Annotated in this window: 23 protein-coding genes; 9 read left to right on the forward strand and 14 right to left on the reverse strand. The window is 64.6% G+C overall.

The genetic code is table 11. The features are described from left to right. The first annotated feature begins 7 nt into the window (after positions 1-7). Positions 8-1,033 carry a putative 2-aminoethylphosphonate ABC transporter substrate-binding protein gene (locus HU770_RS18130; RefSeq protein WP_033702058.1) on the forward strand — a complete coding sequence of 342 codons (1,026 nt, stop codon included), beginning with the start codon at positions 8-10 and terminating at the stop codon, positions 1,031-1,033. 77 nt (positions 1,034-1,110) lie between these two features. On the opposite strand, the gene HU770_RS18135 is transcribed toward HU770_RS18130, so the two are convergent. Together HU770_RS18135 and HU770_RS18140 are read right to left on the reverse strand one after the other, a co-directional pair. Then, positions 1,111-2,475 carry a GTPase/DUF3482 domain-containing protein gene (locus HU770_RS18135; protein WP_186664690.1) on the reverse strand — a complete coding sequence of 455 codons (1,365 nt, stop codon included), beginning with the start codon at positions 2,473-2,475 and terminating at the stop codon, positions 1,111-1,113. After that, entirely contained in the window at positions 2,468-3,859 is a 1,392-nt protein-coding gene (locus HU770_RS18140) for a DUF2868 domain-containing protein (protein WP_186664692.1), read from the reverse strand. Before HU770_RS18140 ends, HU770_RS18135 begins: the two co-directional genes overlap by 8 nt. Before the next feature lie 54 nt (positions 3,860-3,913). Between HU770_RS18140 and HU770_RS18145 the strand changes: the two genes are divergently transcribed. Next, entirely contained in the window at positions 3,914-4,432 is a 519-nt protein-coding gene (locus tag HU770_RS18145; RefSeq protein ID WP_033702055.1) for a dihydrofolate reductase, read from the forward strand. 33 nt (positions 4,433-4,465) lie between these two features. Here HU770_RS18145 and HU770_RS18150 read toward each other — a convergent pair whose 3' ends face one another. Continuing rightward, entirely contained in the window at positions 4,466-5,857 is a 1,392-nt protein-coding gene (locus HU770_RS18150; protein WP_186664694.1) for an L-cystine transporter, read from the reverse strand. A 240-nt stretch (positions 5,858-6,097) separates the two neighbouring features. On the opposite strand from HU770_RS18150, the gene HU770_RS18155 reads away from it, so the two are divergent. Further along, entirely contained in the window at positions 6,098-7,153 is a 1,056-nt protein-coding gene (locus HU770_RS18155) for a haloacid dehalogenase-like hydrolase (RefSeq protein WP_186664696.1), read from the forward strand. A gap of 11 nt (positions 7,154-7,164) precedes the next feature. On the opposite strand, the gene HU770_RS18160 is transcribed toward HU770_RS18155, so the two are convergent. Next, on the reverse strand, positions 7,165-7,833 hold the full coding sequence (locus HU770_RS18160) for an NAD(P)H-dependent oxidoreductase (RefSeq protein WP_047582164.1): 669 nt from the start codon (positions 7,831-7,833) through the stop codon (positions 7,165-7,167). A 140-nt stretch (positions 7,834-7,973) separates the two neighbouring features. Here HU770_RS18160 and HU770_RS18165 point away from each other — a divergent pair, with 140 nt between their 5' ends. Next, positions 7,974-8,834, forward strand: a complete 861-nt coding sequence (locus tag HU770_RS18165) for a LysR family transcriptional regulator (RefSeq protein ID WP_186664701.1) — start codon at positions 7,974-7,976, stop codon at positions 8,832-8,834. A gap of 97 nt (positions 8,835-8,931) precedes the next feature. Here the strand turns inward: HU770_RS18165 and ilvD are convergent, their stop codons facing one another. Continuing rightward, complete coding sequence (gene ilvD / locus HU770_RS18170) at positions 8,932-10,773, reverse strand: dihydroxy-acid dehydratase (protein ID WP_186657855.1); 1,842 nt, start codon at positions 10,771-10,773, stop codon at positions 8,932-8,934. Between the two features lie 478 nt (positions 10,774-11,251). Here ilvD and mgtE point away from each other — a divergent pair, with 478 nt between their 5' ends. After that, entirely contained in the window at positions 11,252-12,307 is a 1,056-nt protein-coding gene (gene mgtE, locus HU770_RS18175) for a magnesium transporter (RefSeq protein ID WP_186664703.1), read from the forward strand. Between the two features lie 39 nt (positions 12,308-12,346). Here mgtE and HU770_RS18180 read toward each other — a convergent pair whose 3' ends face one another. Beyond that, entirely contained in the window at positions 12,347-13,543 is a 1,197-nt protein-coding gene (locus HU770_RS18180) for a class I SAM-dependent rRNA methyltransferase (RefSeq protein ID WP_186664705.1), read from the reverse strand. A gap of 191 nt (positions 13,544-13,734) precedes the next feature. Between HU770_RS18180 and HU770_RS18185 the strand changes: the two genes are divergently transcribed. Together HU770_RS18185 and mutM are read left to right on the forward strand one after the other, a co-directional pair. Further along, entirely contained in the window at positions 13,735-14,553 is an 819-nt protein-coding gene (locus HU770_RS18185) for an HDOD domain-containing protein (RefSeq protein WP_186657891.1), read from the forward strand. Between the two features lie 3 nt (positions 14,554-14,556). Further along, positions 14,557-15,369 (forward strand): bifunctional DNA-formamidopyrimidine glycosylase/DNA-(apurinic or apyrimidinic site) lyase, encoded by an 813-nt coding sequence (gene mutM / locus HU770_RS18190; RefSeq protein ID WP_033702045.1) that lies wholly within the window; start codon positions 14,557-14,559, stop codon positions 15,367-15,369. Positions 15,370-15,401: 32 nt separating this feature from the next. On the opposite strand, the gene HU770_RS18195 is transcribed toward mutM, so the two are convergent. From HU770_RS18195 to HU770_RS18215, 5 genes are all read right to left on the reverse strand, one after another. Beyond that, positions 15,402-15,653: a YfhL family 4Fe-4S dicluster ferredoxin gene (locus tag HU770_RS18195; RefSeq protein WP_027592315.1), complete on the reverse strand. Its 252-nt coding sequence runs from the start codon at positions 15,651-15,653 to the stop codon at positions 15,402-15,404. Positions 15,654-15,762: 109 nt separating this feature from the next. After that, positions 15,763-16,242: a pantetheine-phosphate adenylyltransferase gene (gene coaD / locus HU770_RS18200; RefSeq protein ID WP_016489662.1), complete on the reverse strand. Its 480-nt coding sequence runs from the start codon at positions 16,240-16,242 to the stop codon at positions 15,763-15,765. 111 nt (positions 16,243-16,353) lie between these two features. Beyond that, on the reverse strand, positions 16,354-17,952 hold the full coding sequence (locus HU770_RS18205) for a GMC family oxidoreductase (RefSeq protein WP_186657874.1): 1,599 nt from the start codon (positions 17,950-17,952) through the stop codon (positions 16,354-16,356). Between the two features lie 20 nt (positions 17,953-17,972). Next, positions 17,973-18,458, reverse strand: a complete 486-nt coding sequence (locus tag HU770_RS18210; RefSeq protein ID WP_186664707.1) for a twin-arginine translocation pathway signal protein — start codon at positions 18,456-18,458, stop codon at positions 17,973-17,975. A gap of 10 nt (positions 18,459-18,468) precedes the next feature. After that, positions 18,469-19,899: a coniferyl aldehyde dehydrogenase gene (locus tag HU770_RS18215; protein ID WP_186664709.1), complete on the reverse strand. Its 1,431-nt coding sequence runs from the start codon at positions 19,897-19,899 to the stop codon at positions 18,469-18,471. 151 nt (positions 19,900-20,050) lie between these two features. Here HU770_RS18215 and HU770_RS18220 point away from each other — a divergent pair, with 151 nt between their 5' ends. Then, on the forward strand, positions 20,051-20,716 hold the full coding sequence (locus HU770_RS18220) for a TetR/AcrR family transcriptional regulator (RefSeq protein ID WP_033702040.1): 666 nt from the start codon (positions 20,051-20,053) through the stop codon (positions 20,714-20,716). 35 nt (positions 20,717-20,751) lie between these two features. Then, positions 20,752-21,606 (forward strand): sulfurtransferase, encoded by an 855-nt coding sequence (locus tag HU770_RS18225; RefSeq protein ID WP_186664711.1) that lies wholly within the window; start codon positions 20,752-20,754, stop codon positions 21,604-21,606. A 12-nt stretch (positions 21,607-21,618) separates the two neighbouring features. On the opposite strand, the gene HU770_RS18230 is transcribed toward HU770_RS18225, so the two are convergent. The 3 genes from HU770_RS18230 to rsmD form a co-directional block, all read right to left on the reverse strand. Next, entirely contained in the window at positions 21,619-22,611 is a 993-nt protein-coding gene (locus HU770_RS18230) for a hydrolase (protein ID WP_186657881.1), read from the reverse strand. Between the two features lie 60 nt (positions 22,612-22,671). Next, a complete protein-coding gene (locus HU770_RS18235) occupies positions 22,672-22,815 on the reverse strand; it encodes a hypothetical protein (RefSeq protein WP_186664713.1) in 144 nt (47 codons plus the stop codon). A 107-nt stretch (positions 22,816-22,922) separates the two neighbouring features. Continuing rightward, positions 22,923-23,510, reverse strand: a 588-nt coding sequence (gene rsmD / locus HU770_RS18240) for a 16S rRNA (guanine(966)-N(2))-methyltransferase RsmD (RefSeq protein WP_238347473.1), incomplete at its 5' end; no start/stop codon positions are given.

Raw genomic sequence — 23,510 nt, forward strand, 5'->3', positions numbered from 1 at the left:
CCCCACCATGTTCAAGCACCTTGCACTTGCCGCTGCCGTTTCTGCCGTGTTCAGCCTGCAGGCTTCGGCCGCCGAGACCCAGCTGACGGTCTATACCGCGCTGGAAGCCGAGCAGCTCAAGACCTACAAGCAGGCCTTCGAAAAGGCCAACCCAGACATCGAGATCAAGTGGGTACGCGACTCCACCGGCATCATCACCGCCAAACTGCTGGCCGAGAAAGACCGCCCGCAGGCCGATGCGGTCTGGGGCCTGGCGGCGTCCAGCCTGGCCATCCTCGACCAGAACGGCATGCTCGACGCCTATGCGCCCAAGGACCTGGGCAAGATTTCGGCGAACTACCGCGACGCCGCCAACCCGCCGGCATGGGTGGGCATGGACGTCTGGGCCGCGACCATCTGCTTCAACACCATCGAGGCCGAAAAGCAGGGCCTGAGCAAGCCGGTAAGCTGGCAGGACCTGGCCAAGCCTGAATACAAGGGCAAGATCGTCATGCCTAACCCGGCCTCGTCCGGTACCGGCTTCCTGGATGTCAGCGCCTGGCTGCAGACCTTTGGCGAGCCGCAGGGGTGGGCCTATATGGACGCCTTGCACCAGAACATCGGCCAGTACGTTCATTCGGGTTCCAAGCCGTGCAAGTTGGCGGCCGCGGGCGAGTTCCCGATTGGTATCTCGTTCGAATACCCGGCCGTGCAGCTCAAGCGCCAGGGGGCGCCGCTGGACATCGTGCTGCCGAAAGAGGGGCTGGGCTGGGAGATCGAGGCGACGGCAGTGATCAAGGGCACGCCAAAGGCCGATGCGGCCAGGCGGCTGGCTGACTTCTCGGCCAGCCCCGCGGCGATGGAGTTGTACAAGGAGAACTTCGCGGTGCTGGCTGCACCGGGGATTGCCAAGCCGCAGACCGAGTTGCCAGCGGATTACGAGCAGCGTCTGATCAAGAACGACTTTGCCTGGGCTTCGAAGCACCGCGACGAGATTCTTGCCGAGTGGCGCAAGCGCTATGACGGCAAATCGGAGAAGGTGGCGCAGCAGTGAGGGCGTAGGGGCTGGGAGGTGCATGCCTTGAGGCGCTACACCCCTCAAGGTATGCACCTCCCGCCCACTCACAACACTCAAATCTGCAAAACCAACGCCTCCAACTGCTCCTGCCGTTCTGCCTGATTCACCCGTGCCCCTGGGTTCAGCGTCGACCATTGCGGATGCGCCCGCGCCTTGATCAAGGCCTCAGGCAACTTGCCCTCGCGCCAGGCCTTCTCATCCAGTTCGCCCAGGCGAATGCTGTCTTGCGCCGCATGCCCGCGATTGTCCAGGGCCACCATCAACTGCTGCTGGCGCAGCGCCAACAGCCGCAACACCGTATCGTCGACGGTCAGCTCGCGCTGGCCCTTGAGCTTGCCCATCAACCTCGACCCATAATTGCGTGCCGTCTGTAGCGCTCCGCCGGCGATGGCCCCGGCCAGGGCGGCGGCGCCAAGGGTGAGGCCGCCGACCAGCAGGTCGACCCCGGCACCCGCCGCAGCACCCGCCGCAACGCCACTGCCCAGGCGCACACCCAGCAGCTTCAAGGTCTCGGGGTTGAACAGGTCATCGCCCCAGCGCCCGTCCAGCAACGGCAAATCGCTGGCATGGGCGTCCTCACGGCGGAAGGCGTACAGCTTGAGCAGCGCCTCGACACAGCGCTGCTCGCGCTGGCGCACGTCCTGGCGCAGCGCTTCGATGGCCTTGGCTTCGGCAGCAGGCTCGGCCACCACGCTGCGCCGGCAGGCGGCGCAATCGAGCAGCAGCTCGGCGATCAGGCGTTTACCGCTGTGGTGGCGGGCCTGGCGTTGCGCCTGCTGGTCGTCGATCAGCCGTTGCAGGGCAGGGCGAGCGTCTTCCAGCAGCAAGGCCAGGCTTTCGTACAAGCGGCGTTCGCCGTCTTCCGGCGGCGCCACGCTGTCGAACCGCACCAAGGCGTGCAAGCCAAGGCGGGCGAGGGCTTCACGCCATTCGGGCTCGCGGTGCTGGCTGCTGGCTACGAAGTTGAGCACCGGCAGCAGGGGCTTGCCACAGCTGGCCAGCACTTCCAGCTCGTCGCGGTACTTGGCCAGCACCGGTTCGCGGGCATCGATCACATACAGGCCAGCATTGCTGGCCAGCAACTGGCGCAGCACCTTGGCCTCCTGCTCGAAGCGCTGGCGCGCCTCGCTGCCCTGAAGGAAGCGCGCCAGACGGGCCGGGCCGTCCAGGCGCTCGCCCGGGCGCTCCAGCCGCTCAAGGTAGTCGAGCAGGGCGATGGCGTCCTCCAGGCCGGGGGTGTCGTACAGCTCCAGCAACGGCTCGCCGTCCACCGACAGGCGCGCCCCTTCCACATGGCGCGTGGTGCTGGGGCGGTGAGACACCTCGCCAAAGCTCACATCGCGGGTCAAGGTGCGCAGCAGTGAGGTCTTGCCAACGTTGGTATGGCCGACCACGGCCAGTTTCAGCGGCTCAGTCATGGCCATGCTCCAGCCAGGTCAGGGGCGAGGTGTCGGCGTGGGGCAGGCCGAGACGGTCCAGGGCTTCGTGCCAGTCGCCCAAGCGCTCGGCATCCAGGGCTTGACCTGGCGCCGCCTGCAGCAACCAGATACGGGTGGCGCCGGCATTGCGTGCCAGTTCGGCGAGCAGCGCCAGGCTGCCGCGGTCGGGGGAGCGGCGCGGGTCGCAGGCGATGGCCAGGCGCGCAGGCGGAAAGCGGCTCAGTTGTTCGAGCAGCTTGTTGCGTGACTCGCGGCTATCGAGCACACCGGCATCGGTCACGTTCCTGGGCAGGGCGGGCGGCCAAGGGCGCTGGTCGTCCAGCTCCAGGCCGACCAGCAGTGCACCGCTGCTGCCGCTTTCCAGTTGGCCGGCAGCGAAGTGGGGCAAGGTTTCGGGCGCGGCATCCTGCACACCGATGCGTTCGCTGCGGGGCATCAGGCTTTCGCGCAGGGCTGCGTAGCCGGGCAGGCTGAGGTCCAGCGCCAGGCGCGCGCGGCCCTGACGCCAGCGCCACAGGCACAACCCGGCCAACAGCAGGCGCGGCAGCAGGCCATACACCAGCACCACGCCGAGCAGCCAGCTGGCCCACGCTTGGCGCGCCAGGTCCAGGGCCGGCAGCGTGTCGCCGCTGGCGCGGATCAGGGTTTCGTCCGGCACCGCAAAGCCCAGCAGCGAAGGCAGGGCGCCGAGCGCCTGGGTCAGGTGGATGAACGGTTCGGCGGCGAGCAGGGTGGTTTCCCAGACAAAGCCATAGCGCCGGGTAGCCAGCAAGACCAGGAGCATGCCCAGCGCTGTGCTCATCGCCAGCAGCCACAAGCCGTGCACCAGCACGCCCAGCAGCCAGCGGTTCAGCCGCTGGCGCTGCAGCAGCACCAGCAGCGCCGGCGCAAGGTGCGCGGCCTTGGCATCGCGGGCAAAGCGTTCGCTCAGCCACAGCCACAGGCGGCCCAGGCCTGCGCCGTGTTCGCCGCTCAGGCCCAGGCCGATCGCCCAGCCCAGCAACATCAGCAGGTTCAGCCCAAGCAGGCTGCCCAGCGCCCAGAACACATTCACCGCGCGTTGGCCGTCCCCCAGGGCCGCGAAGGCCAGGCCCGCGCCGCTGAAGGCAGCGACGATCAGCAGGGCCAGCAGTGCCAGGCGTGCGCCCTGTTTCCAGTGCCGCAGGGCAGTCGCCATGCCGTCGCGTTCGGCCAGCAACAGCGCACGGGTCTCGATACGGGCCGCCAGGTCGCCGCCGACTTGGCGGGCGCGGCGGTTGGCCTCCTGGTCTTCCAGGGGGCCGGCGTGTTCCTCGCGCAGGCGCACCGCTTCGGTGAGCCAGCGTTTATCCAGTGGCGTCGGTCCAGTCACAAGGTCTTCCATTGCACAGGTCAGGGCAGAAGCATAACCCACGGCGGGTTTGCTATCCTCGCCAGCATGACTAGCACACTCCCTCTCAGCCTGATCGCGGCCCTCGCCGAGAACCGCGTGATCGGCATCGACAATTCCATGCCCTGGCACCTGCCGGGGGACTTCAAGTACTTCAAGGCCACGACCCTGGGCAAGCCCATCATCATGGGGCGCAAGACCTGGGACTCGCTGGGCCGGCCATTGCCGGGGCGGTTGAATATCGTGGTCAGCCGCCAGCCGGGGCTGCAACTGCCTGGCGCCGAGGTGTTTGCGTCACTGGAAGCTGCGCTGGTGCGGGCTGACCAGTGGGCGCGCGAGCAGGGCGTCGATGAGTTGATGCTGATTGGCGGTGCGCAACTGTATGGGCAGGCGCTGGAGAAGGGGCTGGTGAGCCGCATGTACCTGACCCGTGTGGAGCTATCGCCTGAGGGCGATGCTTGGTTCCCGGCGTTCGACGAGCACCAGTGGCGGCGGGTATCGAGTGAGCCGCAGGCGCCTGAAGGGGCTGGGCCGGCTTACCATTTCGACGTTTGGGAAAGGGTTTGAGAGTGTGGGGCTGCGAAGCAGCCCCTAGCCATCTCAGCTATGGCTCAACTCTGCATGCTGATCATCGGCCAGCACACCTTTGTCGGTCTCTTTCAACAGCTGGCTGGTAACCACCCCAGCCGTCATCGAACCATTCACGTTCAGGGCCGTTCGCCCCATATCGATCAACGGCTCCACCGAAATCAGCAGCGCCACCAACTCGACCGGCAAGCCCATGGCCGGCAGCACGATCAGCGCGGCGAAGGTGGCACCGCCGCCAACCCCGGCAACCCCGGCCGAGCTCAGGGTGACGATGGCGACCAGGGTCGCGATCCACAGCGGGTCAAAGGTGTCGATACCAACCGCCGGGGCGACCATCACCGCCAGCATCGCCGGGTACAGCCCAGCGCAACCGTTCTGGCCAATGGTGGTGCCGAACGAGGCGCTGAAGCTGGCGATCGATTGCGGCACGCCCAGGCGGCGGGTCTGTGCTTCGATATTCAGCGGGATGCTGGCGGCGCTGGAGCGGCTGGTGAAGGCGAACGTCAGCACCGGCCACACTTTGCGGAAGAAGCGCAGCGGGCTTACCCCGGTCGCAGCCAGGATGAGGGCATGCACCATGAACATCAGCCCCAGGCCGATGTACGACACCACCACAAAGCTGCCCAGCTTGAGGATGTCGTCCAGGTTGGAGCTGGCCACCACCTTGGTCATCAAGGCCAGCACGCCATAGGGGGTGAGCTTCATCACCACGCGCACCAGGCGCATCACCCAGGCCTGCAGGGTGTCGATGGCCGACAGGGCGCGCTCGCCTTTTTCGGCATCGTCCTTGATCAGTTGCAGGGCGGCCAGGCCGACGAACACGGCGAAGATCACCACGCTGATGATCGAGGTCGGCTTGGCCCGCGCCAGGTCGCCCACCGGGTTGCTGGGGATGAACGACAGCAGCAGTTGAGGGATGTTGAGGTCGGCGACCTTGCCCGCGTAGTCACTGTGGATCGCTTGCAGCCGGGCGCTTTCCTGCACGCCCGCCACCAGGCCGTCGGCAGTGAGGCCGAACAGGTTGGTCAGGGCGATGCCGATCAGCGCGGCGATGGCCGTGGTCAGCAGCAGGGTACCGATGCTCAGCACGCTGATGCGCCCGAGCGAGGAGGCATTGTGCAGGCGCGCCACCGCGCTGAGGATCGAAGCGAAGATCAGCGGCATGACGATCATCTGCAACAGGCCGACGTAGCCGTTGCCGACCAGGTCGAGCCAGGCGATGGTGGCTTTCAGTACCGGGTGGCCAGCGCCATAGATCGTGTGCAGGACCAAACCGAATACCACGCCCAGCACCAGGCCCAGCAAGACTTTCTTGGCCAGGCTCCATTGGGTATGGCGGGTTTGTGCCAGGCCCAGCAACAGGGCCAGGAACGCCAGCAGGTTGAGTGACAGCGGCAGGTTCATTGAAGCTCCAACAAGAACAGAAGAGGCATCGCCTCTGTGAGCGATTGCGAACGGAAATGCTAACAGCCTGAAAACAAACGAATTTATACCCAAATGGAATTTGCTTAGTCGTTAATGGAATAACGGCGTGTCGCAAAAAGCAATGAACACGACGTTTCAAGCTGCCTGGGCGTCGTTGTCAGGGCTGGCGGGTGCGGCATGTTGGGCTAGCGTTGCCTGGTCATTTCAGGAGATTCGTACATGCAGCTTGCTCCGAAAGCCTTCGCCGTCGGTCTTTCCCTGCTGTTCAGTGTCCAGGCCTGGGCCACCGAACTCAAGCACTGGCCCGCCGAGGCCGCCAAACAGCTCGACAGCATGATCGCCGCCAACGCCAACAAAGGTAACTACGCGGTGTTCGACATGGACAACACCAGCTACCGCCACGACCTTGAAGAGGCGCTGCTGCCGTTCATGGAGAACCAGGGCCTGCTGACTCGCGACAAGCTCGACCCTTCGTTGAAGTTGATCCCGTTCAAGGACACGGCCGAGCACAAGGAAAGCCTGTTCAGTTACTACTACCGCCTGTGCGAAATCGACGACATGGTCTGCTACCCGTGGGTGGCCCAGGTGTTCTCGGGCTTTACCCTGAAAGAGCTGAAGGCCCAGGTCGATGCCTTGATGGCCTCGGGCAAGCCCGTGCCCAGCACCTACTTCGAAGGTGACCAGGTCAAGGCCATCGAGGTGCAGCCGCCCAAGGTCTTCACCGGCCAGGCCGAGCTGTTCAACAAGCTGATGGAGAATGGCATCGAGGTGTATGTAATTTCTGCCGCCTCCGAAGAACTGGTACGCATGGTCGCGTCCGACCCGAAGTACGGCTACAACGTGAAGCCGCAGAATGTCATTGGTGTCAGCCTGCTGCTCAAAGACCGCGCCAGCGGCCAGCTGACCACGGCGCGCAAGCAGATTGGCGCCGGCCACTATGACCCCAAGGCCAATGAAGGCCTCGAACTGACGCCGTACCTGTGGACACCGGCAACGTGGATGGCAGGCAAGCAGGCGGCGATCCTCACCTACATCGATGAATGGAAGAAACCGGTATTGGTCGGCGGCGACACGCCGACCAGCGATGGTTACATGCAGTTCCACGGCGTGGATGTGGGCAAGGGGGGCATCCACCTGTGGATAAACCGCAAGGCCAAGTACATGGACCAACTCAACGGGATGATCGCCAAGCATGCAGCCGCCCAGGCCAAGGAAGGGCTGCCGGTGACGGCTGACAAGAACTGGGTGATCGTCACGCCGGAGCAGATCCAGTAACGGGGCGCACCTCAGCCGCTGCGGCCGACGATGATGGTGCGGGCCTGTGCCTGATCGATGTTGCGCGCCAGCAAGCTCACTTCTACGAGGGCGCTGGCACGGACGCTGGCGCCCGCAGGGCTTAGCGTTTGTTCGGCCACGATGCTGTGCACCCGGTTGATGCCGACAAAGCGGAACCACGCATCGAGGAAGGGTTTTTCCAGGCCAAACGCCTGGTCGGGCGTTTGCGAGTCGGGGCCATACCCCAGTCCGCGGGTGTAGATGGCCACCGCCCGGCGCCCGCCCAGCATGCCGTTCAAGCCTTGCTCGTCGAAGGTGAACAGAACGCCCTTGTGCGAAATCGCGTCAATCAGGTGCTTGAGCTTGTACGGTATGCCGAAATTCCACAGCGGCACGCTGAACAGCAACGTATCCGCCCGATGGAAGCGTTTGGCGAGCGCTGTGATCTGGGCCCATGCAGCGGTTTGCGCGGGTGAAAGCGGGGCATCGGCAAGCCCTGCGTACTTGGCCGCAAGCAGGTCGCCATCCACCTCGGGCAGCGCGCATTCCCAAGGGTCCAGGCGGTCAACCTCTATGGCTTTGCGCTCTGCCAGCGCCGACAGAAAGACTTCGGCAATCTGAGCGGAAACCGAACGCTCTCCTCTCGGTGAGGCGCACACATACAAGACACGTTCAACCACGGGTGCTTCTCCTTGGCAGCGTTGATGACATGTCCGCTGGTGCTTGAGTGCACAGGCGGGCTGCGCAAAGTCTGATTGAGGATGAACCATTATAGAAATAACGTATGCTCGCCTCATTGAGTGAGATAGGTGATCAATTCGTGTTTGATACTGTCCTTCTGCGTAGCCTGCTTGCCGTTGCCGACAGCGGTGGTTTTACCCGTGCTGCCGAGCGGCTGCACCTGACGCAATCGGCGATCAGCGCGCACATTCGGCGGCTCGAGAGCGAAGCCGGGCACAAGTTGCTGGAGCGCACCACCCGCTCGGTCAGCCTGACGCCAGCAGGTGCGCGGTTGGCAGGCTATGCCCGCACCATCCTGGCGCTGCATGACGATGCCCGTGCAAGCCTTGGTGTGGGGCGGCGGGTTTCAGGTACTGTGCTCGTGGGCTTGAGCGAGGAGATGGTCAAGGCGCCGGTGATCGACTGCCTGCGCCGATTCTCGGTCGCTCACCCGGATACTGAGCTTGTGCTGAAAGTCGGCCTGACCGGGGAGTTGCTCCCGCTGGTGCAGTCCGGTGGGCTGGATTTTGTCCTGGGTAGCCGCTGCAACGGTGATGAGCCTGGTGAGGTGTTGTGGTCCGAGCCGCTGGTCTGGGCGAGAGGGCCGCTGGCGCTGCTTGCAGATGATGAGTCCACCGCTGTTCCCTTGGCCGTGTTTTCTGACCAGTGCCCCTATCGGGCTGCTGCCATCGAGGCGCTGGCGCGCGCGGGGCGGCAATGGCGTATCGTCTGCCAGAGCCCAAGTGCCGGAGGCTTGATGACAGCCGTGAGCGGCGGTCTTGGGGTAACACCGGTCACTCGCACGGCCGCCCTGGCCGCAGGGCTGCTGGAAGTGCCAACGCTGCCGCCCTTGCCCCATGCGCAGTTTGTGCTGACAGCGGCGGCGAAACCGAAACGCTCGGTTGCCCTGCTGCTGGTGCAGTTGCGCCAATGTGTTGCCAGGGTCGGCGCAGACTTGTAAGCAAGGTAGTTGCTCTCGTCGCTCGGCGCTGGTTTTGATCCGTCAGGCATAAAAAAACCGGCGCACAGGGCGCCGGTTTTTCGAACGCTGGAAAGCCTTACAGCCCGTCGAGCATCGCCTTGTTGCGTACCGCACCCTTGTCGGCACTGGTCGCCAGCAGGGCGTAGGCCTTGAGGGCGGTGGTCACCTTGCGCGGGCGCACTTCAACAGGTTTCCAGCCTTTCTTGTCCTGCTCGACGCGGCGCTCAGCCAGCTCTTCGTCGCTGACCAGCAGGTTGATCGAACGGTTGGGGATGTCGATCAATACCTTGTCGCCGTCGCGCACCAGGCCAATGGCGCCGCCAGCGGCGGCTTCCGGCGAGGCGTGGCCGATCGACAGGCCTGAGGTACCGCCCGAGAAGCGACCGTCGGTGAGCAGGGCGCAAGCCTTGCCCAGGCCTTTGGACTTCAGGTACGACGTCGGGTAGAGCATCTCCTGCATGCCCGGGCCGCCTTTCGGGCCTTCGTAGCGAATGATCACGATATCACCGGCCTTCACTTCGTCGGCGAGGATGCCGCGCACGGCGCTGTCCTGGCTCTCGAAGATCTTCGCGCTGCCTTCGAACACGTGGATCGACTCGTCGACACCGGCGGTTTTCACCACGCAACCGTCGAGGGCGATGTTGCCGTACAGCACGGCCAGGCCGCCCTCTTGCGAGTAGGCGTGCTCGAAGCTGCGGATGCAGCCGTTTTCACGGTCGTCGTCGAGGGTTTCCCAGCGGGTCGACTGGCTGAACGCGGTCTGGGTCGGGATGCCCGCCGGGCCGGCCTTGAAGAAGGTGTGTACCGCTTCGTCGTCGGTCTGGGTGATGTCCCACTTGGCGATGGCTTCTTCCATGCTGCGGCTGTGCACGGTCGGCAGGTCGGTGTGCAGCAGGCCGCCACGGGCCAGCGAGCCGAGGATGCTGAAGATGCCGCCGGCGCGGTGCACGTCTTCCATGTGGTACTTCTGGATATTCGGCGCCACCTTGCACAGCTGCGGCACCACGCGCGACAGGCGGTCGATGTCACGCAGGTCGAACGCCACCTCGCCTTCCTGGGCCGCGGCCAGCAGGTGCAGGATGGTGTTGGTCGAACCGCCCATGGCGATGTCGAGCATCATGGCGTTTTCGAACGCCTTGAAGTTGGCGATGCTGCGCGGCAGCACCGACGCGTCGTTCTCACCGTAGTAGCGCTTGCACAGCTCGACGATGGTGCGGCCAGCCGTGAGGAACAGCTGCTCGCGGTCGGAGTGGGTGGCCAGGGTCGAACCGTTGCCCGGCAGGGCCAGGCCCAGTGCTTCGGTCAGGCAGTTCATCGAGTTGGCGGTGAACATGCCGGAACACGAACCGCACGTCGGGCAGGCGCTGCGCTCGTATTCGGCGACCTTCTCGTCGGAGGCCGAGGAGTCGGCGGCGATGACCATCGCGTCGACCAGGTCCAGGCCGTGGCTGGCCAGCTTGGTCTTGCCGGCTTCCATTGGGCCGCCGGAGACGAAGATCACCGGGATGTTCAGGCGCAGGGCGGCCATCAGCATGCCGGGGGTGATCTTGTCGCAGTTGGAGATGCAGACGATGGCGTCGGCGCAGTGGGCGTTGACCATGTATTCCACGGCGTCGGCGATGATCTCGCGGCTAGGCAGCGAGTACAGCATGCCGTCGTGGCCCATGGCGATGCCGTCGTCGACCGCGATGGTGTTGAATTCCTTGGCCACGCCACCGGCGCGCTCGATCTCGCGGGCAACCAGCTGGCCCAGGTCCTTCAGGTGCACGTGGCCCGGGACGAACTGGGTGAACGAGTTGGCGATGGCAATGATCGGTTTCTTGAAATCTTCGTCCTTCATCCCGGTGGCGCGCCACAGGGCACGAGCGCCGGCCATGTTGCGGCCTTGGGTGGAAGTCTTGGAACGATAATCAGGCATGAAGCACTCCTGGCGGCTTAATCAGGTCACAAAAAGGGGAGTGAGCTTCTCTTGTCCTATGCGCCTTAGGCCGGTTGCCACTGGCACGGATGGGGCCGAAGACACCACGGGATCGCCGCGTGCTCGACCAGAGCTCATAAACCCGCCGGGGATGACTGGCGATGAATAGCCCGATTCTACACCGCTGGCGCGGCGAGGGAATGGCGATGTGTCTGGGCGGTGGCTTTGGCCGAATAGCCGGTAGTTTGTAGGACCCTTCCGAAACGGCGCTTCAAGGGCTGACCCGCCGGCCCAGGCTGACTATGATCCGCCCGCCGCATGTGCGGCTTCACGAGATACACCCTCAATGGACCTTCCCAGTTTCAGTTCATACCGAACTCGTAAATTGGCACTGAGCGCGTCGCCGCCAGGGCCTGCGAAGGCTTGAGCCCGGGTGGCTGAGGTTTGCAGGTGCCTGCGTCGGCGCCTGGAGAACCTCATGCAACACTCTTCCGATCTCTGCGTTTCCCCCCTCGACCTGCGCCAGGCCGCCCAGGCGCGTCGCGACGACCTGCTGCACCCGCACGGCTACCGCGAAGGCACGGCCGGTTACCTGATGACCAGCGAATACTCGTGCCTCGATGCCGGCCTCACTGCCAGCCAGGCCATCGACATGCTGCGCCGCGAGGCCGCCGATGCCGAAACGATCTATCAGTCCTATGTCCTTGATGAGCAGCGCAACCTGCGCGGTACCTTGTCCTTGCGCGAGCTGATCCTGGCCGCCCCCGAGCAGCCGATCGAGCAGATCATGGTGCACAAGGTCATCTGCGTGTGTACCGCGACCCGCCAGGAAGAGGTGGCCCGTCTGATACGCCAGCACGACCTGCTGGCCGTGCCGGTGCTGGACGAGGGCGGGCGTCTGGTGGGGCTGGTGACGTGCGACGATGCGCTCGACGTGGTGGTCGATGAGGCCACCGAGGACTTCCACAAGGGCGCATCCATCACCAACCACGTGGGCAACCTGCGGGATGCCACGGTCAGCCTGTTGTACCGCAAGCGGGTGTTGTGGCTGGTGCTGCTGGTGTTCGGCAACCTGTTTTCGGGGGCGGGCATCGCCGCGTTCGAAGAGACCATTGCCGCGCATATCGTGCTGGTGTTCTTCCTGCCGCTGTTGGTGGACAGCGGTGGCAATGCCGGGGCGCAGTCGGCGACCTTGATGGTGCGGGGCCTGGCGACGGGCGAGGTGGTGATGCGTGACTGGCTGCGGATGCTGGGGCGCGAGTGCGGTGTGGCGTTGGCGCTGGGGGCCACCATGGCGGTGGCGGTGGCATCGCTGGGTGCGTTGCGCGGTGGGATGGACGTGGCCATCATCGTTGCCAGCAGCATGCTGGTGATCGTGTTGCTGGGTAGCCTGATCGGCATGAGCCTGCCGTTCATGTTCACCAAGCTCAAGCTCGACCCGGCGACTGCCAGCGGGCCGTTGGTGACGTCGATTGCCGATGCGGCGGGGGTGCTGGTGTATTTCGGGATTGCTTCGTACGTGCTGGGTATCTGATGTGCCTTTGGGGCCGCAAGGCGGCCCCAGGGCAGTGCATCAGCTGTTTGGCAGCAACCGGCAGGTAATGCTCTTGATGTAGCGGGTTTCGGCAATGGCCGGGTGCACCGGGTGGTCCGGGCCTTGGCCGCCGCGCTCGAGCAGTTGCAGATTGCGATCCAGGTGACGGGCGCTGGTCAGCAGGATGTTGTTCAGGTCATCTTCGGGCAGGTGCATGGAGCACGAGGCGCTCACCAGGATGCCGTCCTTGTTGAGCATGCGCATGGCCTGTTCGTTGAGGCGGCGGTAGGCCGCTTCGCCGTTTTTCAGGTCTTTCTTGCGCTTGATGAACGCGGGTGGGTCGGCAATGATCACGTCGAAGCGCTCTTCGGCGGCCTTCAGCTCGCGCAGGGCCTCGAACACGTCACCTTCGATGCAGGTCACTTTCTCGCTGATGCCGTTGAGTGCGGCGTTGCGCTCGACGCCGTCCAGGGCGAAGCCCGAGGCATCCACACAGAACACTTCGCTGGCGCCAAATGCGCCGGCCTGCACGCCCCAGCCACCGATGTAGCTGAACAGGTCGAGCACGCGTTTGCCTTTGACGTAGGGGGCCAGGCGGGCGCGGTTCATGCGGTGGTCATAGAACCAGCCGGTCTTTTGCCCTTCACGTACCGGGGCCTCGAATTGCACGCCGTTCTCTTCCAGTGCAACCCAGTCCGGCACTTCGCCGTAAACGGTTTCGACGTAGCGCTGCAGGCCTTCGGCATCACGCGCGGCGGAATCGTTCTTGAACAGAATGCCGCTTGGCTTGAGCACCTGGACCAGGGCGGCGATCACGTCGTCCTTGTGCAGCTCCATGGTGGCCGAGGCCAGCTGAACCACGAGGATGTCGAAGAAACGGTCGACCACCAGGCCTGGCAGCAGGTCGGAGTCGCCGTAGACCAGGCGGTAGCACGGCTTGTCGAACAGGCGCTCACGCAGCGACAGGGCGACGTTGAGGCGGTGCACCAGCAGCGACTTGTCCAGTGGCAGCTTGACGTCGCGCGACAGCAGGCGCGCGCAGATCAGGTTGTTCGGGCTCAGCGCCACGATGCCCAGCGGCTTGCCGTTGGCGGCCTCGAGGACCGCCTGCTGGCCGGCCTGCAAGCCTTGCAGCGGGGTCGCGGCGACGTCGACTTCATTGCTGTAGACCCACAGGTGGCCAGCGCGCAGGCGGCGGTCGGCATTGGCTTTGAGGCGAAGGCTGGGCAGGGACATGACGTCGCTCCGGGAAAAAAGAGCGGGAGTATACCGTGTTGGCCCTTGCTGCGGTGCTGGGCGCGACAAAGTGCTGGCCAGCCGTAAAGCCAGACGATCCGGTGTTAGAATTCGCCGTCCTCAACGAGTGTGTACGCATGTCCCAAGAACTCAGCGCCGAACAGATCCAGCAAGCCTTGCAAGGCATTACCATCCCGCCGCAACCGCAGATCATGGTTGACCTGCAGTTCGAGCAGTACATGCCTGACCCGGATCTGGAAACCATCGCCAAGCTGATTTCCCAGGACCCGGGCTTGTCCGGCGCCTTGCTCAAGCTGGTCAACTCCCCGCATTTCGGCCTCTCCAACAAAATTGGCTCGATCCAGCGTGCGGTGAACCTGCTGGGCAGCCGTTCGATCATCAACTTGATCAACGCCCAGTCGATCAAAGGCGAAATGAGCGACGAGACCATCGTCACCCTGAACCGCTTCTGGGACACCGCGCAGGATGTGGCAATGACCTGCCTGACCTTGGCCAAGCGCACCGGCATGCAGTTGGCGGACGAGGCCTACACCCTTGGGCTGTTCCATGATTGCGGCGTGCCGCTGATGCTCAAGCGCTTCCCCAACTACATGGAGGTGCTGGAAGAGGCCTACGCCAAGGCCGACGGCGAAACCCGTGTGGTCGATACGGAAAACCGTGCGTTCAATACCAACCACTCGGTAGTGGGGTATTTCACCGCCAAATCCTGGCGTCTGCCCGAGCACCTCACTGCGGCCATCGCCAACCACCACAATGCCTTGGCGGTGTTCCGCGACGAGTCGTCGCGCAATACCCAGAGCCAGCTGAAAAACCTGCTGGCGGTGCTGAAGATGGCCGAGCACATCTGCGCGTCCTACCGCGTGCTGGGCAGCCAGAGCGTTGACCACGAGTGGGAGGTGGTGGGGCCGCTGGTGCTCGACTACATTGGCTTGTCGGACTACGACTTCGAAAACCTCAAGCAGAATATCCGAGAGCTGGGCGGGCACTGACACATGCCGGAACTACCCGAAGTAGAAACCACCCGGCGCGGCATCGCGCCCCACCTGGAAGGCCAGCGGGTCAGTCGCGTGGTGGTGCGTGACCGGCGCCTGCGCTGGCCGATCCCCGAAGACCTGGATGTGCGCCTGTCGGGGCAGCGTATCGTCAGCGTCGAGCGGCGCGCCAAGTACCTGTTGATCAATGCCGAGGTCGGCACCTTGATCAGCCATTTGGGCATGTCGGGTAATTTGCGCCTGGTCGAGCTGGGCTTGCCGGCGGCCAAGCACGAGCATGTCGACATCGAGCTGGAGTCGGGGCTGATGCTGCGCTACACCGACCCGCGCCGTTTCGGCGCCATGCTCTGGAGCCTCGACCCGCTCAACCACGAGCTGCTGCTGCGTCTGGGGCCAGAGCCGCTGACCGACCTGTTCGACGGTGAACGCCTGTTCCAGCTGTCGCGCGGGCGCTCGATGGCGGTCAAGCCGTTCATCATGGACAACGCGATCGTGGTCGGTGTGGGCAACATCTACGCCACCGAAGCGTTGTTTGCCGCAGGCATCGACCCACGCCGGGAGGCAGGCGGTATATCGCGGGCGCGGTATCTGAAGCTGGCCATCGAGATCAAGCGGGTGCTGGCGGCGGCCATCGAGCAGGGCGGCACGACCTTGCGCGACTTCATTGGCGGGGATGGGCAGCCGGGGTACTTCCAGCAGGAGCTGTACGTCTACGGGCGGGGTGGCATGCCGTGCAAGCTGTGTGGCACGACCTTGCGCGAGGTGAAGCTTGGGCAGCGGGCCAGTGTGTTTTGCCCGCGCTGCCAGCGCTGAATCGGGGCCGCTTGGCGGCCCATTCGCAGGGCTCAGGCCTTGCCAGTGATCAGACGATACTTGGCCATCAGTTGCTCTTCGGTCTCCGGGTGCGCTTCATCCAGCGGGATGCAGTCGACCGGGCAGACCTGTTGGCACTGCGGCTCGTCGTAGTGGCCCACGCACTGAGTGCACAGGTTAGGGTCGATCACGTAGATCTCTTCGCCTTGGGAGATGGCCTCGTTCGGGCACTCGGGTTCGCAGACGTCGCAGTTGATGCAATCGTCGGTGATGATCAGGGACATGGGGACTCCGGCCGGGGCTCACCGCCCGGGCATGTTCAACGCAATGGGCACAATTGTGCCGCATTCGCGCCCGCAGTGCACGCGGGCGCGATATTCAGGCGATCAGGCGTTACTTCTTGAAGCGTTCGGTCAGCGCCTCTGCCACCACGGGGTGGACGAACTTGCTGATATCGCCGCCCAATGCCGCGATTTCCCTGACCAACGTCGAGGAAATAAACGAATAGCGCTCCGAAGGCGTCAGGAACAGGCTCTCGACATCGGGGGCCAGTTGCCGGTTCATGTTCGCCAGCTGGAACTCGTACTCGAAGTCGGACACCGCACGCAGGCCGCGCAGGAAGACGTTGGCGCCCTGTTCCTTGGCGAAATGCGCCAACAGGGAAGAGAAGCCGATGACTTCGACATTGGGCAGGTGCTTGGTGACCTCACGGGCCAGCGCCACCCGTTGTTCCAGCGGGAACAGGGGGTTTTTCTTGGGGCTGGCCGCCACCGCGATAATCACATGGTCGAACAGCCGCGAGGCGCGCTCGACCAGATCGCCATGGCCCTTGGTAATGGGGTCGAAAGTACCCGGGTACAACACTCGGTTCATCGCGTCATCCTGGCTGGAGTGCGTTGGGGAGTCGGATGGTAGCGCAGCGATTGCGCCCGGCCAAGTCGTGCGGCCGGCTGATGGCACTATAGACAGTGGGTGCATTTGTTGTCATGCGTTGTGTGCCAGGCGGGTGATCAGGGCATCGGTGAGCTTTGCGCTGAGGGCGTAAACCGATAATTGCGGGTTGGCGCCGATGCTGGTGGGGAACAGCGAGCCGTCGTGAATCGAGAGGTTTTCCAGTTGGTGGTGCTGGCCCAAGCTGTTGCACACCGCCTGACGCGGGTCTTCGCCGAGGGCGCAGCCGCCCATCACATGGGCGCTGCCCAGGCGTGTGCGGTACGGCGCCAGTGACAGCTCGTCGATCATCGTCAGGGCTTCACTCAGGCTGCTGGCGTAGCGGGCATCGCCGTGCACCGGCAGTACCCGCGTGGCACCGGCGGCAAACTGGATGTGCGCCATGCTGCGGTAGGCGCGACGCAAACCGTCGCGCAGGTAATCGTTGATTGGGTAATCCAGCACCGGTGAGCCATCGCCGCGCAGCTCGACGGCGCCCCCCTGGCTTTGGGGGTGGAAGCCATCGCGCAGCAACGCCAGCATCACGTGAGTGTGCGGCAGCTCGGCCATGCGCTGGGCATTGTCGTTGCCATGCCCGCCCAGCAGGGTGCTGGCCAGGGCCGGGTGCAGGGGCGGCACTTCGAGTTTGTAGCCGATCGGGCCGTCGCTGCCGCCCACCCATTGAAAATGGTCGCTGTAGATTGATTGCGGGGCGCCGTAATAGGGGTCGATGCGGGCGTTGAAACGTGCCGCGCTGAAGTTGACCAGGTGCAGGAAGGTGCGTTTGCCCAGGCGCGCGTGCGGGTCGGGGGCGTTGGAACGCAGCAACAGGGCAGGGCTGTTGATACCGCCCCCGGCCAGAATGTAGTGCCGGGCGCTTACGCTGATCTGCTTGCCGGTGGTGGTTATCCCGTTGGCGTCCAGGGCACTGCACTGCAACCCGGCGATGCGTTCGCCGTCGTGCTCAAAGCGCTCTGCCCGGGCTAGGTACAGCAGCTCGCCACCGTGGTCGAGGGTGGCCGGTATGCTGGTCACCAGCATCGACTGCTTGGCATTGACCGGGCAGCCCATGCCGCAATAGCCAAGATTCCAGCAACCGCGCACATTGCGCGGTATCACCGCCCAACGATAGCCGAGCTGTTCGCAGCCACGGCGCAGCACTTCGTTGTTGGCATTTGGCGGCAAGGCCCAGGGGCTGATGCCCAGCTGCTGTTCGATGCGTTCGAACCAGGGGGCTAATGCTTCGTTGCTCAAACCGCTGACCTGGTGCTCCTGGGCCCAATGGGTCAGGGTCTGTGGCGGTGTGCGAAAGCTCGAAGTCCAGTTGACCAGCGTGGTGCCGCCCACGGCGCGGCCCTGCAGAATGGTGATGGCGCCATCCTTGCTCATCCGCCCCAAGCCCTCCTGATATAGGCTCGCGTAAGCCTCGCTCTCCAGCAGGTGGAAGTCGCTGCTGGTCTTCAGTGGGCCTTCTTCGATCAGCAATACCTTGAACCCGGCGGCGCTGAGCAACTGCGCACTGGTGGCGCCGCCCGCGCCGCTGCCGATCACGGCGATGTCCGCTTGCAGGGTCAGATCATTCGCCAGGCGCGAGCCGTCGTGGGTGATCCAGCCGCGTTCGAGGCCTTGGCGAAACGGGTCGATTACAGGCATTGGCGGTGCTCTTGTTGTGGTCAGATCTTCGGTGGCCCTGGGTAGCCGCAGGCCGCCCAGGCTTCCGGGCGTTCGTACCAGGCCATCAGCAGCAGTTGCAGCAGCGACGCATGGCCCATGCGCAGCAGGTTCAGCGAGCTGCCCTGCCAGCGTTGCAGAAACGCGTTGATCTGCTCGGCGCTGGCTTGCTGCCAGGCGCCCCAGATACCGGTCAGGGGGCCACGGGTCAGCGGCAGGCTGAGCACGTCGAACAATTGCCGGGTGAGCTTGAGCATCTCTGGCGACAGCGCCGCCAGTTTGTGATCAAGGCTGTGCAGCACCAGCCCATCGACGGCCTGGGTGCCGGCAAGCACCACCGGGATCAGCGCGCTCAGCAGGGGCAGGTCGTCGTCGCGCAGTGCCCGGTAGCCGGTGGCGGGCGACTGCGCCGTGCAGCCGACCAGGCTGGTGGTGGCGAGGAACGCACTGGTTCCCAGGCTGAAACGGAGCAGGTCGCGGCGCTGCATGGGCCAGGGCTCAGCGGATGAACAGCTTGTAGACCAGGCGCTGCAAGGCCTTGCCGTAAGGCGGGTAGATCAGGCGGGCAGCGTTCAGGCGTTGCTTGGCCAGCACCGCCTTGGCTTTGCTGAAGGTCAGGAAGCCGTCGTGGCCGTGGTAGTGCCCCATCCCGGAAGGCCCTATGCCGCCAAAGGGCAGGTCGTCCTGGGCGACATGCAGCAGGGTGTCGTTCAGGCACACGCCACCGGAGTGGGTGTGGCGCAGTACATGCTCCTGCTCGGTGCGCTCGTAGCCGAAGTAGTAGAGGGCCAGGGGGCGTGGGCGCTGGTTGATGTAGGCCAAGGCTTGGTCGAGGGTGTCATAGGGCACCAGCGGCAACAGCGGGCCGAAAATTTCGTCCTGCATCACCTGCATGCCATCGTTCACCCCTAGCAGCAGGTGGGGGGGCAGGCGTCGCCCCTGACGGGGTTCGCCAGGGTACAGGTCGAGCACCTCGGCGCCTTGGTCGCGGGCGTCGTCCAGCAGGTGCTGCAGGCGCTGCAGCTGACGCGGGTTGATGATGGCGGTGTAGTCGGGGTTATCGGCGATATGTGGGTACAGGCGCCGAACGGCGATTTGGTAAGCGTCACTGAAGGCCTGCAGCCGTTCGCGCGGCACCAGCACGTAGTCGGGGGCTACGCAGGTCTGGCCGGCGTTCAGGGTCTTGCCGAAGGCAATGCGCTCGGCCGCGCTGTCCAGCGGCACGCTGGCCGAGACGATGGCCGGCGATTTGCCGCCCAGTTCCAGGGTCACCGGGGTCAGGTTGTGGGCCGCAGCCAGCATGACCTGGCGGCCCACGCTGGTAGCGCCGGTGAACAGCAGGTGGTCGAACGGCAGGCGAGCAAAGGCCTGGCCAACCTCGACCTCACCCAGCACCACACTGACCAGGTCTTCGGGGTACACGCGCGCCAGCAACTGCTTGAGTGCCTGGGCACTGGCCGGCGTTGCTTCGCTGAGCTTGAGCATGACCCGGTTGCCCGCTGCCAGGGCGCAGGTCAGCGGGCCGATGGCGAGAAACAACGGGTAGTTCCACGGCACGATGATGCCGACGACCCCCAAGGGTTGGTAGTGCACCTGCGCGCTGGCGGGCTGGAAGGCCAGGCCTACGCGGCGCCGGCTGGGGCGCATCCAGCGTTGCAAATGTCTTTCGGCGTGTCGCAGGCCCTGGATCGAGGGCAGCAGTTCAGCCAGCAAGGTCTCGTCGGCACTACGGCCGTCAAAGTCCTGGTCGATGGCTTCGATCAGTTGCGCCTGGCCCACCAGCAGTGCCTCGCGCAGGCTCTTCAACCACTGGCGGCGCTGCGCCGCCGGTGGCGTGGGGTTGCCGGCAAAAGCCTGGCGTTGAGCGGCGAACCTCGCCGTCAAGTCGAGGTCGGAATGCACAGGAGACAAGGCAACGGGCGAGGTCATATCGGCGCGAGTCCGGGCGAGGGAGTCCCTAGAGCCTATACTCTAATCGGTACCATGGTGCGAATTTTTCCTGGGGTTCGAGCGGTGCATTCCACAGCGGATAAGCCGTAAGATGACCCTTTGACCAAGGCCCGCAGACTGGGAGCTGAGCATGGCCCCGCGCATGAAGACCCGAGAGCGCATCGTGCAGAACAGCCTGGAGCTGTTCAACCAGCAGGGCGAACGTAGCGTCAGCACCAACCATATTGCCGCGCACATGGAAATCTCGCCCGGCAACCTCTATTACCACTTCCCCAACAAGCAGGCGATCATCGCCCTGTTGTTCAGCCAGTACGAAGCGCTGGTGGACAGTTTTCTGCGCCCGCCTCAAGGGCGAGCCGCAACGGTGGAAGACAAGCGTTTCTACCTCAAGGCCCTGCTCGCGGCGATGTGGAACTACCGCTTCCTGCACCGCGACCTGGAACACCTGCTGGACAGCGACCCCGAGCTGGCCGCGCGCTATCGGCGGTTTTCCGAGCGCTGCCTGCGCCAGGGCCAGGCGATTTACCGGGGCTTTGTCGACGCGGGGATCCTGGCCATGGCGCCGGCGCAGATCGAGTCGCTGACCATCAACGCCTGGATCGTGCTGACGTCATGGGTGCGTTTTCTCAGCACCACGCGTGAGCACTCCGCGCACCTGGGTGAAGAAGCCTTCAAGCGCGGCGTCTATCAGGTACTGGTGCTGGAGCTCGGCTTCGTCACCGTTGACGCCCGCAATGCCGTGGACGCGCTGTGCCAGGAATTCCATGTACCGTTCAACCAGGCCCTGGAACTGTAAACCAGGGCACGCGTGCCATCGATCAGGAGATAGTCATGCCCCTTGCGCAATTGATCACCCCGCAACAGTTGGCCGAGCGTCTGGGCTCGCCCGATCTGGTGATCCTCGACTGCCGCTTTGCCCTCGAGGATGTGGACTATGGCCAACGCAGCTATGCCGAGGGGCATATTGCCGGGGCCCACTTCGCCGACCTTGAGCGCGACCTCAGTGGCCCGGTAAGCAAGGGACGCACGGGGCGCCACCCATTACCGGATGCGGGGCGGCTGGTTGAGCGCCTGCGCGAGTGGGGGCTGGACAATGACAGCCAGGTGGTGCTCTACGACGACGGCCCCGGTGCATTTGCCGCCCGCGCCTGGTGGTTGCTGGCCTGGCTGGGCAAGCGCAGTGGCGTGTCGGTCCTCGATGGCGGCCTCAAGGCATGGCATGCAGCGCACCTGCCGTTGAGCCTGGACCCACCCCTCAAGCGCGAGGGTACGTTCACAGGTGAGCCGGATAACACGTTGCTGATCGATGCCGAGCACTTGGCCAAGCACTTGGGCGATGCGGGGCTGACGTTGATCGACGCCAGAGGCTTGCCGCGCTTTCGCGGTGAAGTCGAGCCGATCGACCCGGTTGCTGGGCACATTCCTGGTGCGCAGTGCGCGGCGTTTACCGACAACCTGGGGGGCGACGGGCGTTTTCTACCGGCCGACGCACTCAAGCAACGGTTTGCCGAAAAGTTGGCGGGGCGCTCGCCAGAGCAGTTGGTGGCCTACTGCGGGTCGGGGGTGACGGCTTGCCACAATCTGTTTGCCCTGGCACTGGCGGGCTATCCACTGGGGCGGCTGTATGCAGGGTCGTGGAGCGAGTGGATCAATGATCCGGCGCGTGGGGTGGCGACCGGGGATTGACCCGGGCGGCTGCTACGCGCCTTCTACCAGCCACTGCGGAATCCGCCGTTCCAGGTAATACCCCGGGTTGCGCAGGCTGCCATCGACAAAACCCACATGGCCACCGCGATTGTGCAGTTCAAACTGCGTCTGCGCTGCCAGTTCGCTTGCCAAGGGCAAGCTGTGGCTGGACACGAATGGATCGTCGCTGGCGTGGATAATCAGGGTCGGCGTGCGGTTCTCGCCCAAGAAGAAGCGGCTCGATGAGCGGCGGTAGTAGTCGTGCGCATCGTTGAAACCATTGAGCGGCGCAGTGACCCTGCCGTCGAAGTCCCAGAAGGTGCGCAGTTTGGTCAGGGGCCCGAGCCGTTGCAGGGCTGCTAGCCGCTCGTGTTCGCCCTTCTCACGGAAGTGGCGCTGCTTGAGCTGTACATAGGCCAGCATCTCGCGCATGAAATGGGCCTGGTAGACCTTCGAAAAACCCTGGCCGATACGGTCGGCACACTGGTCCAGGCGAAACGGCACCGACACCGCGACCGCAGCTTCCAGCTGGCTGGCCGAGCCGCTTTCGCCCAGGTATTTGAGCAGCACATTGCCACCCAACGAATAACCCACTGCATAAAGTGGCGCCAATGGGCGCTGGGCGCGCAGGTGCGCGACGATTTCTGCCAGGTCCTCGCTGGCGCCGGAGTGGTAGCTGCGCGGCAGCAGGTTCGGCTCGCCCGAACAACCGCGCCAGTTCACCGCCACGCTGGCCCAGCCGCGGCCCTGCAGGGCTTGCTGCAGGCCTTTGACGTAAGGCGAGTGGGAAGACCCGGTCAGCCCGTGCAGCACCAGCACCAGCGGCGCATCCGCCTGGTGCGGGCCATGCCAGTCGAGGTCGATGAAATCGCCATCGGCCAGCCACAGCCGTTCGCGGTCGCGCTGCAGCGCTGGCAGCTTGCGCCAGAGCGGGCCCCATAAGGTTTGCAGGTGCGGATTGGACAGGCCGACGGCCGGGCGAAAATGGGCAGTGAGGCTGGGCATGCTGGGCGACTCGTGATGTGCCTGCCTAGAGTGCCATGAAACGCTGCCCCTGTACCTGCGCTATTGGTCGATAGCCGGCAGCTGGGTCAAGCGCTCGATGTAGGTATTCAGGTGGTCATCCGCTTGCGGCTGATAGGTGGTATTGGTGAGTAGCGCGGCCAGGCTGTTGTTCCTGGCAACACCGCGCAACGGGTGTTCGGACATGGCGCAAGTGCTCCTGCAAGAAACGAAGGAGCAGCTTCAGCCATGGCGCCGGTTACTGTGCTGTAACTAATTACGCCAACACAGTAAACCGGCGCGCAGTCGGGCGGTCAGCCGCGCTGCCAAAGCGCGTAATGCACCTGGCCGGTCTTTTTCTCGCGGTGCAAGCGCCAGTTACCGGGCATTTGCAAGGCCGAGGGCGCGGTCTCGCTTTCGGTGTAGATCCACGCCTGTTCACGCAGCCACTGGTTCTGTTCCAGCAGGTTGCAGGTGTTGGCCAGCAGGTCCTGATGGAAGGGCGGGTCGAGGAACACGACGTCGAACTGCTGCTTGGCCGGGTTTTGCAGGTAGCGCAGCGCGTCGGTCTGCAGGATCTGCCCGCGTGGGCAGCGCAGCAGCTCGAGGTTGTCCTTGAGGTTGCTGATGGCGGCTGGGTTGCTGTCCAGGGCCACGGCATCTTCGGCGCCGCGAGACAAGGCTTCGAGCACCAGAGCACCGCTGCCGGTAAAGGCATCCAGCACCCGGGCGCCTTCGATGTAAGGCGCAAGCCAGTTGAACACGGTTTCGCGCACGCGGTCAGGCGTTGGCCGCAGGCCGTCGCCTTCAGGCACCGCCAGGCGGCGGCTGCGCCACTCGCCGGCGATGATGCGCAGGTGGCCCTGGCCCTTGCTTTGGCCCGTTTGAGGGCGGGCGGGAGG

Origin of the sequence: Pseudomonas sp. SWRI68, assembly GCF_014269165.1 — a bacterium.
Lineage (GTDB): Bacteria > Pseudomonadota > Gammaproteobacteria > Pseudomonadales > Pseudomonadaceae > Aquipseudomonas > Aquipseudomonas capeferrum.

Excerpts from the sequence above, each read along its gene's own strand:
- HU770_RS18130 (WP_033702058.1), top strand. The coding sequence starts at position 8 with ATGTTCAAGCACCTTGCACTTGCCGCTGCCGTTTCTGCCGTGTTCAGC.
- HU770_RS18135 (WP_186664690.1), bottom strand. The coding sequence starts at position 2,475 with ATGACTGAGCCGCTGAAACTGGCCGTGGTCGGCCATACCAACGTTGGC.
- HU770_RS18140 (WP_186664692.1), bottom strand. The coding sequence starts at position 3,859 with ATGGAAGACCTTGTGACTGGACCGACGCCACTGGATAAACGCTGGCTC.
- HU770_RS18145 (WP_033702055.1), top strand. The coding sequence starts at position 3,914 with ATGACTAGCACACTCCCTCTCAGCCTGATCGCGGCCCTCGCCGAGAAC.
- HU770_RS18150 (WP_186664694.1), bottom strand. The coding sequence starts at position 5,857 with ATGAACCTGCCGCTGTCACTCAACCTGCTGGCGTTCCTGGCCCTGTTG.
- HU770_RS18155 (WP_186664696.1), top strand. The coding sequence starts at position 6,098 with ATGCAGCTTGCTCCGAAAGCCTTCGCCGTCGGTCTTTCCCTGCTGTTC.
- ilvD (WP_186657855.1), bottom strand. The coding sequence starts at position 10,773 with ATGCCTGATTATCGTTCCAAGACTTCCACCCAAGGCCGCAACATGGCC.
- mgtE (WP_186664703.1), top strand. The coding sequence starts at position 11,252 with ATGCAACACTCTTCCGATCTCTGCGTTTCCCCCCTCGACCTGCGCCAG.
- HU770_RS18180 (WP_186664705.1), bottom strand. The coding sequence starts at position 13,543 with ATGTCCCTGCCCAGCCTTCGCCTCAAAGCCAATGCCGACCGCCGCCTG.
- mutM (WP_033702045.1), top strand. The coding sequence starts at position 14,557 with ATGCCGGAACTACCCGAAGTAGAAACCACCCGGCGCGGCATCGCGCCC.
- HU770_RS18195 (WP_027592315.1), bottom strand. The coding sequence starts at position 15,653 with ATGTCCCTGATCATCACCGACGATTGCATCAACTGCGACGTCTGCGAA.
- coaD (WP_016489662.1), bottom strand. The coding sequence starts at position 16,242 with ATGAACCGAGTGTTGTACCCGGGTACTTTCGACCCCATTACCAAGGGC.
- HU770_RS18205 (WP_186657874.1), bottom strand. The coding sequence starts at position 17,952 with ATGCCTGTAATCGACCCGTTTCGCCAAGGCCTCGAACGCGGCTGGATC.
- HU770_RS18210 (WP_186664707.1), bottom strand. The coding sequence starts at position 18,458 with ATGCAGCGCCGCGACCTGCTCCGTTTCAGCCTGGGAACCAGTGCGTTC.
- HU770_RS18215 (WP_186664709.1), bottom strand. The coding sequence starts at position 19,899 with ATGACCTCGCCCGTTGCCTTGTCTCCTGTGCATTCCGACCTCGACTTG.
- HU770_RS18220 (WP_033702040.1), top strand. The coding sequence starts at position 20,051 with ATGGCCCCGCGCATGAAGACCCGAGAGCGCATCGTGCAGAACAGCCTG.
- HU770_RS18225 (WP_186664711.1), top strand. The coding sequence starts at position 20,752 with ATGCCCCTTGCGCAATTGATCACCCCGCAACAGTTGGCCGAGCGTCTG.
- HU770_RS18230 (WP_186657881.1), bottom strand. The coding sequence starts at position 22,611 with ATGCCCAGCCTCACTGCCCATTTTCGCCCGGCCGTCGGCCTGTCCAAT.
- HU770_RS18235 (WP_186664713.1), bottom strand. The coding sequence starts at position 22,815 with ATGTCCGAACACCCGTTGCGCGGTGTTGCCAGGAACAACAGCCTGGCC.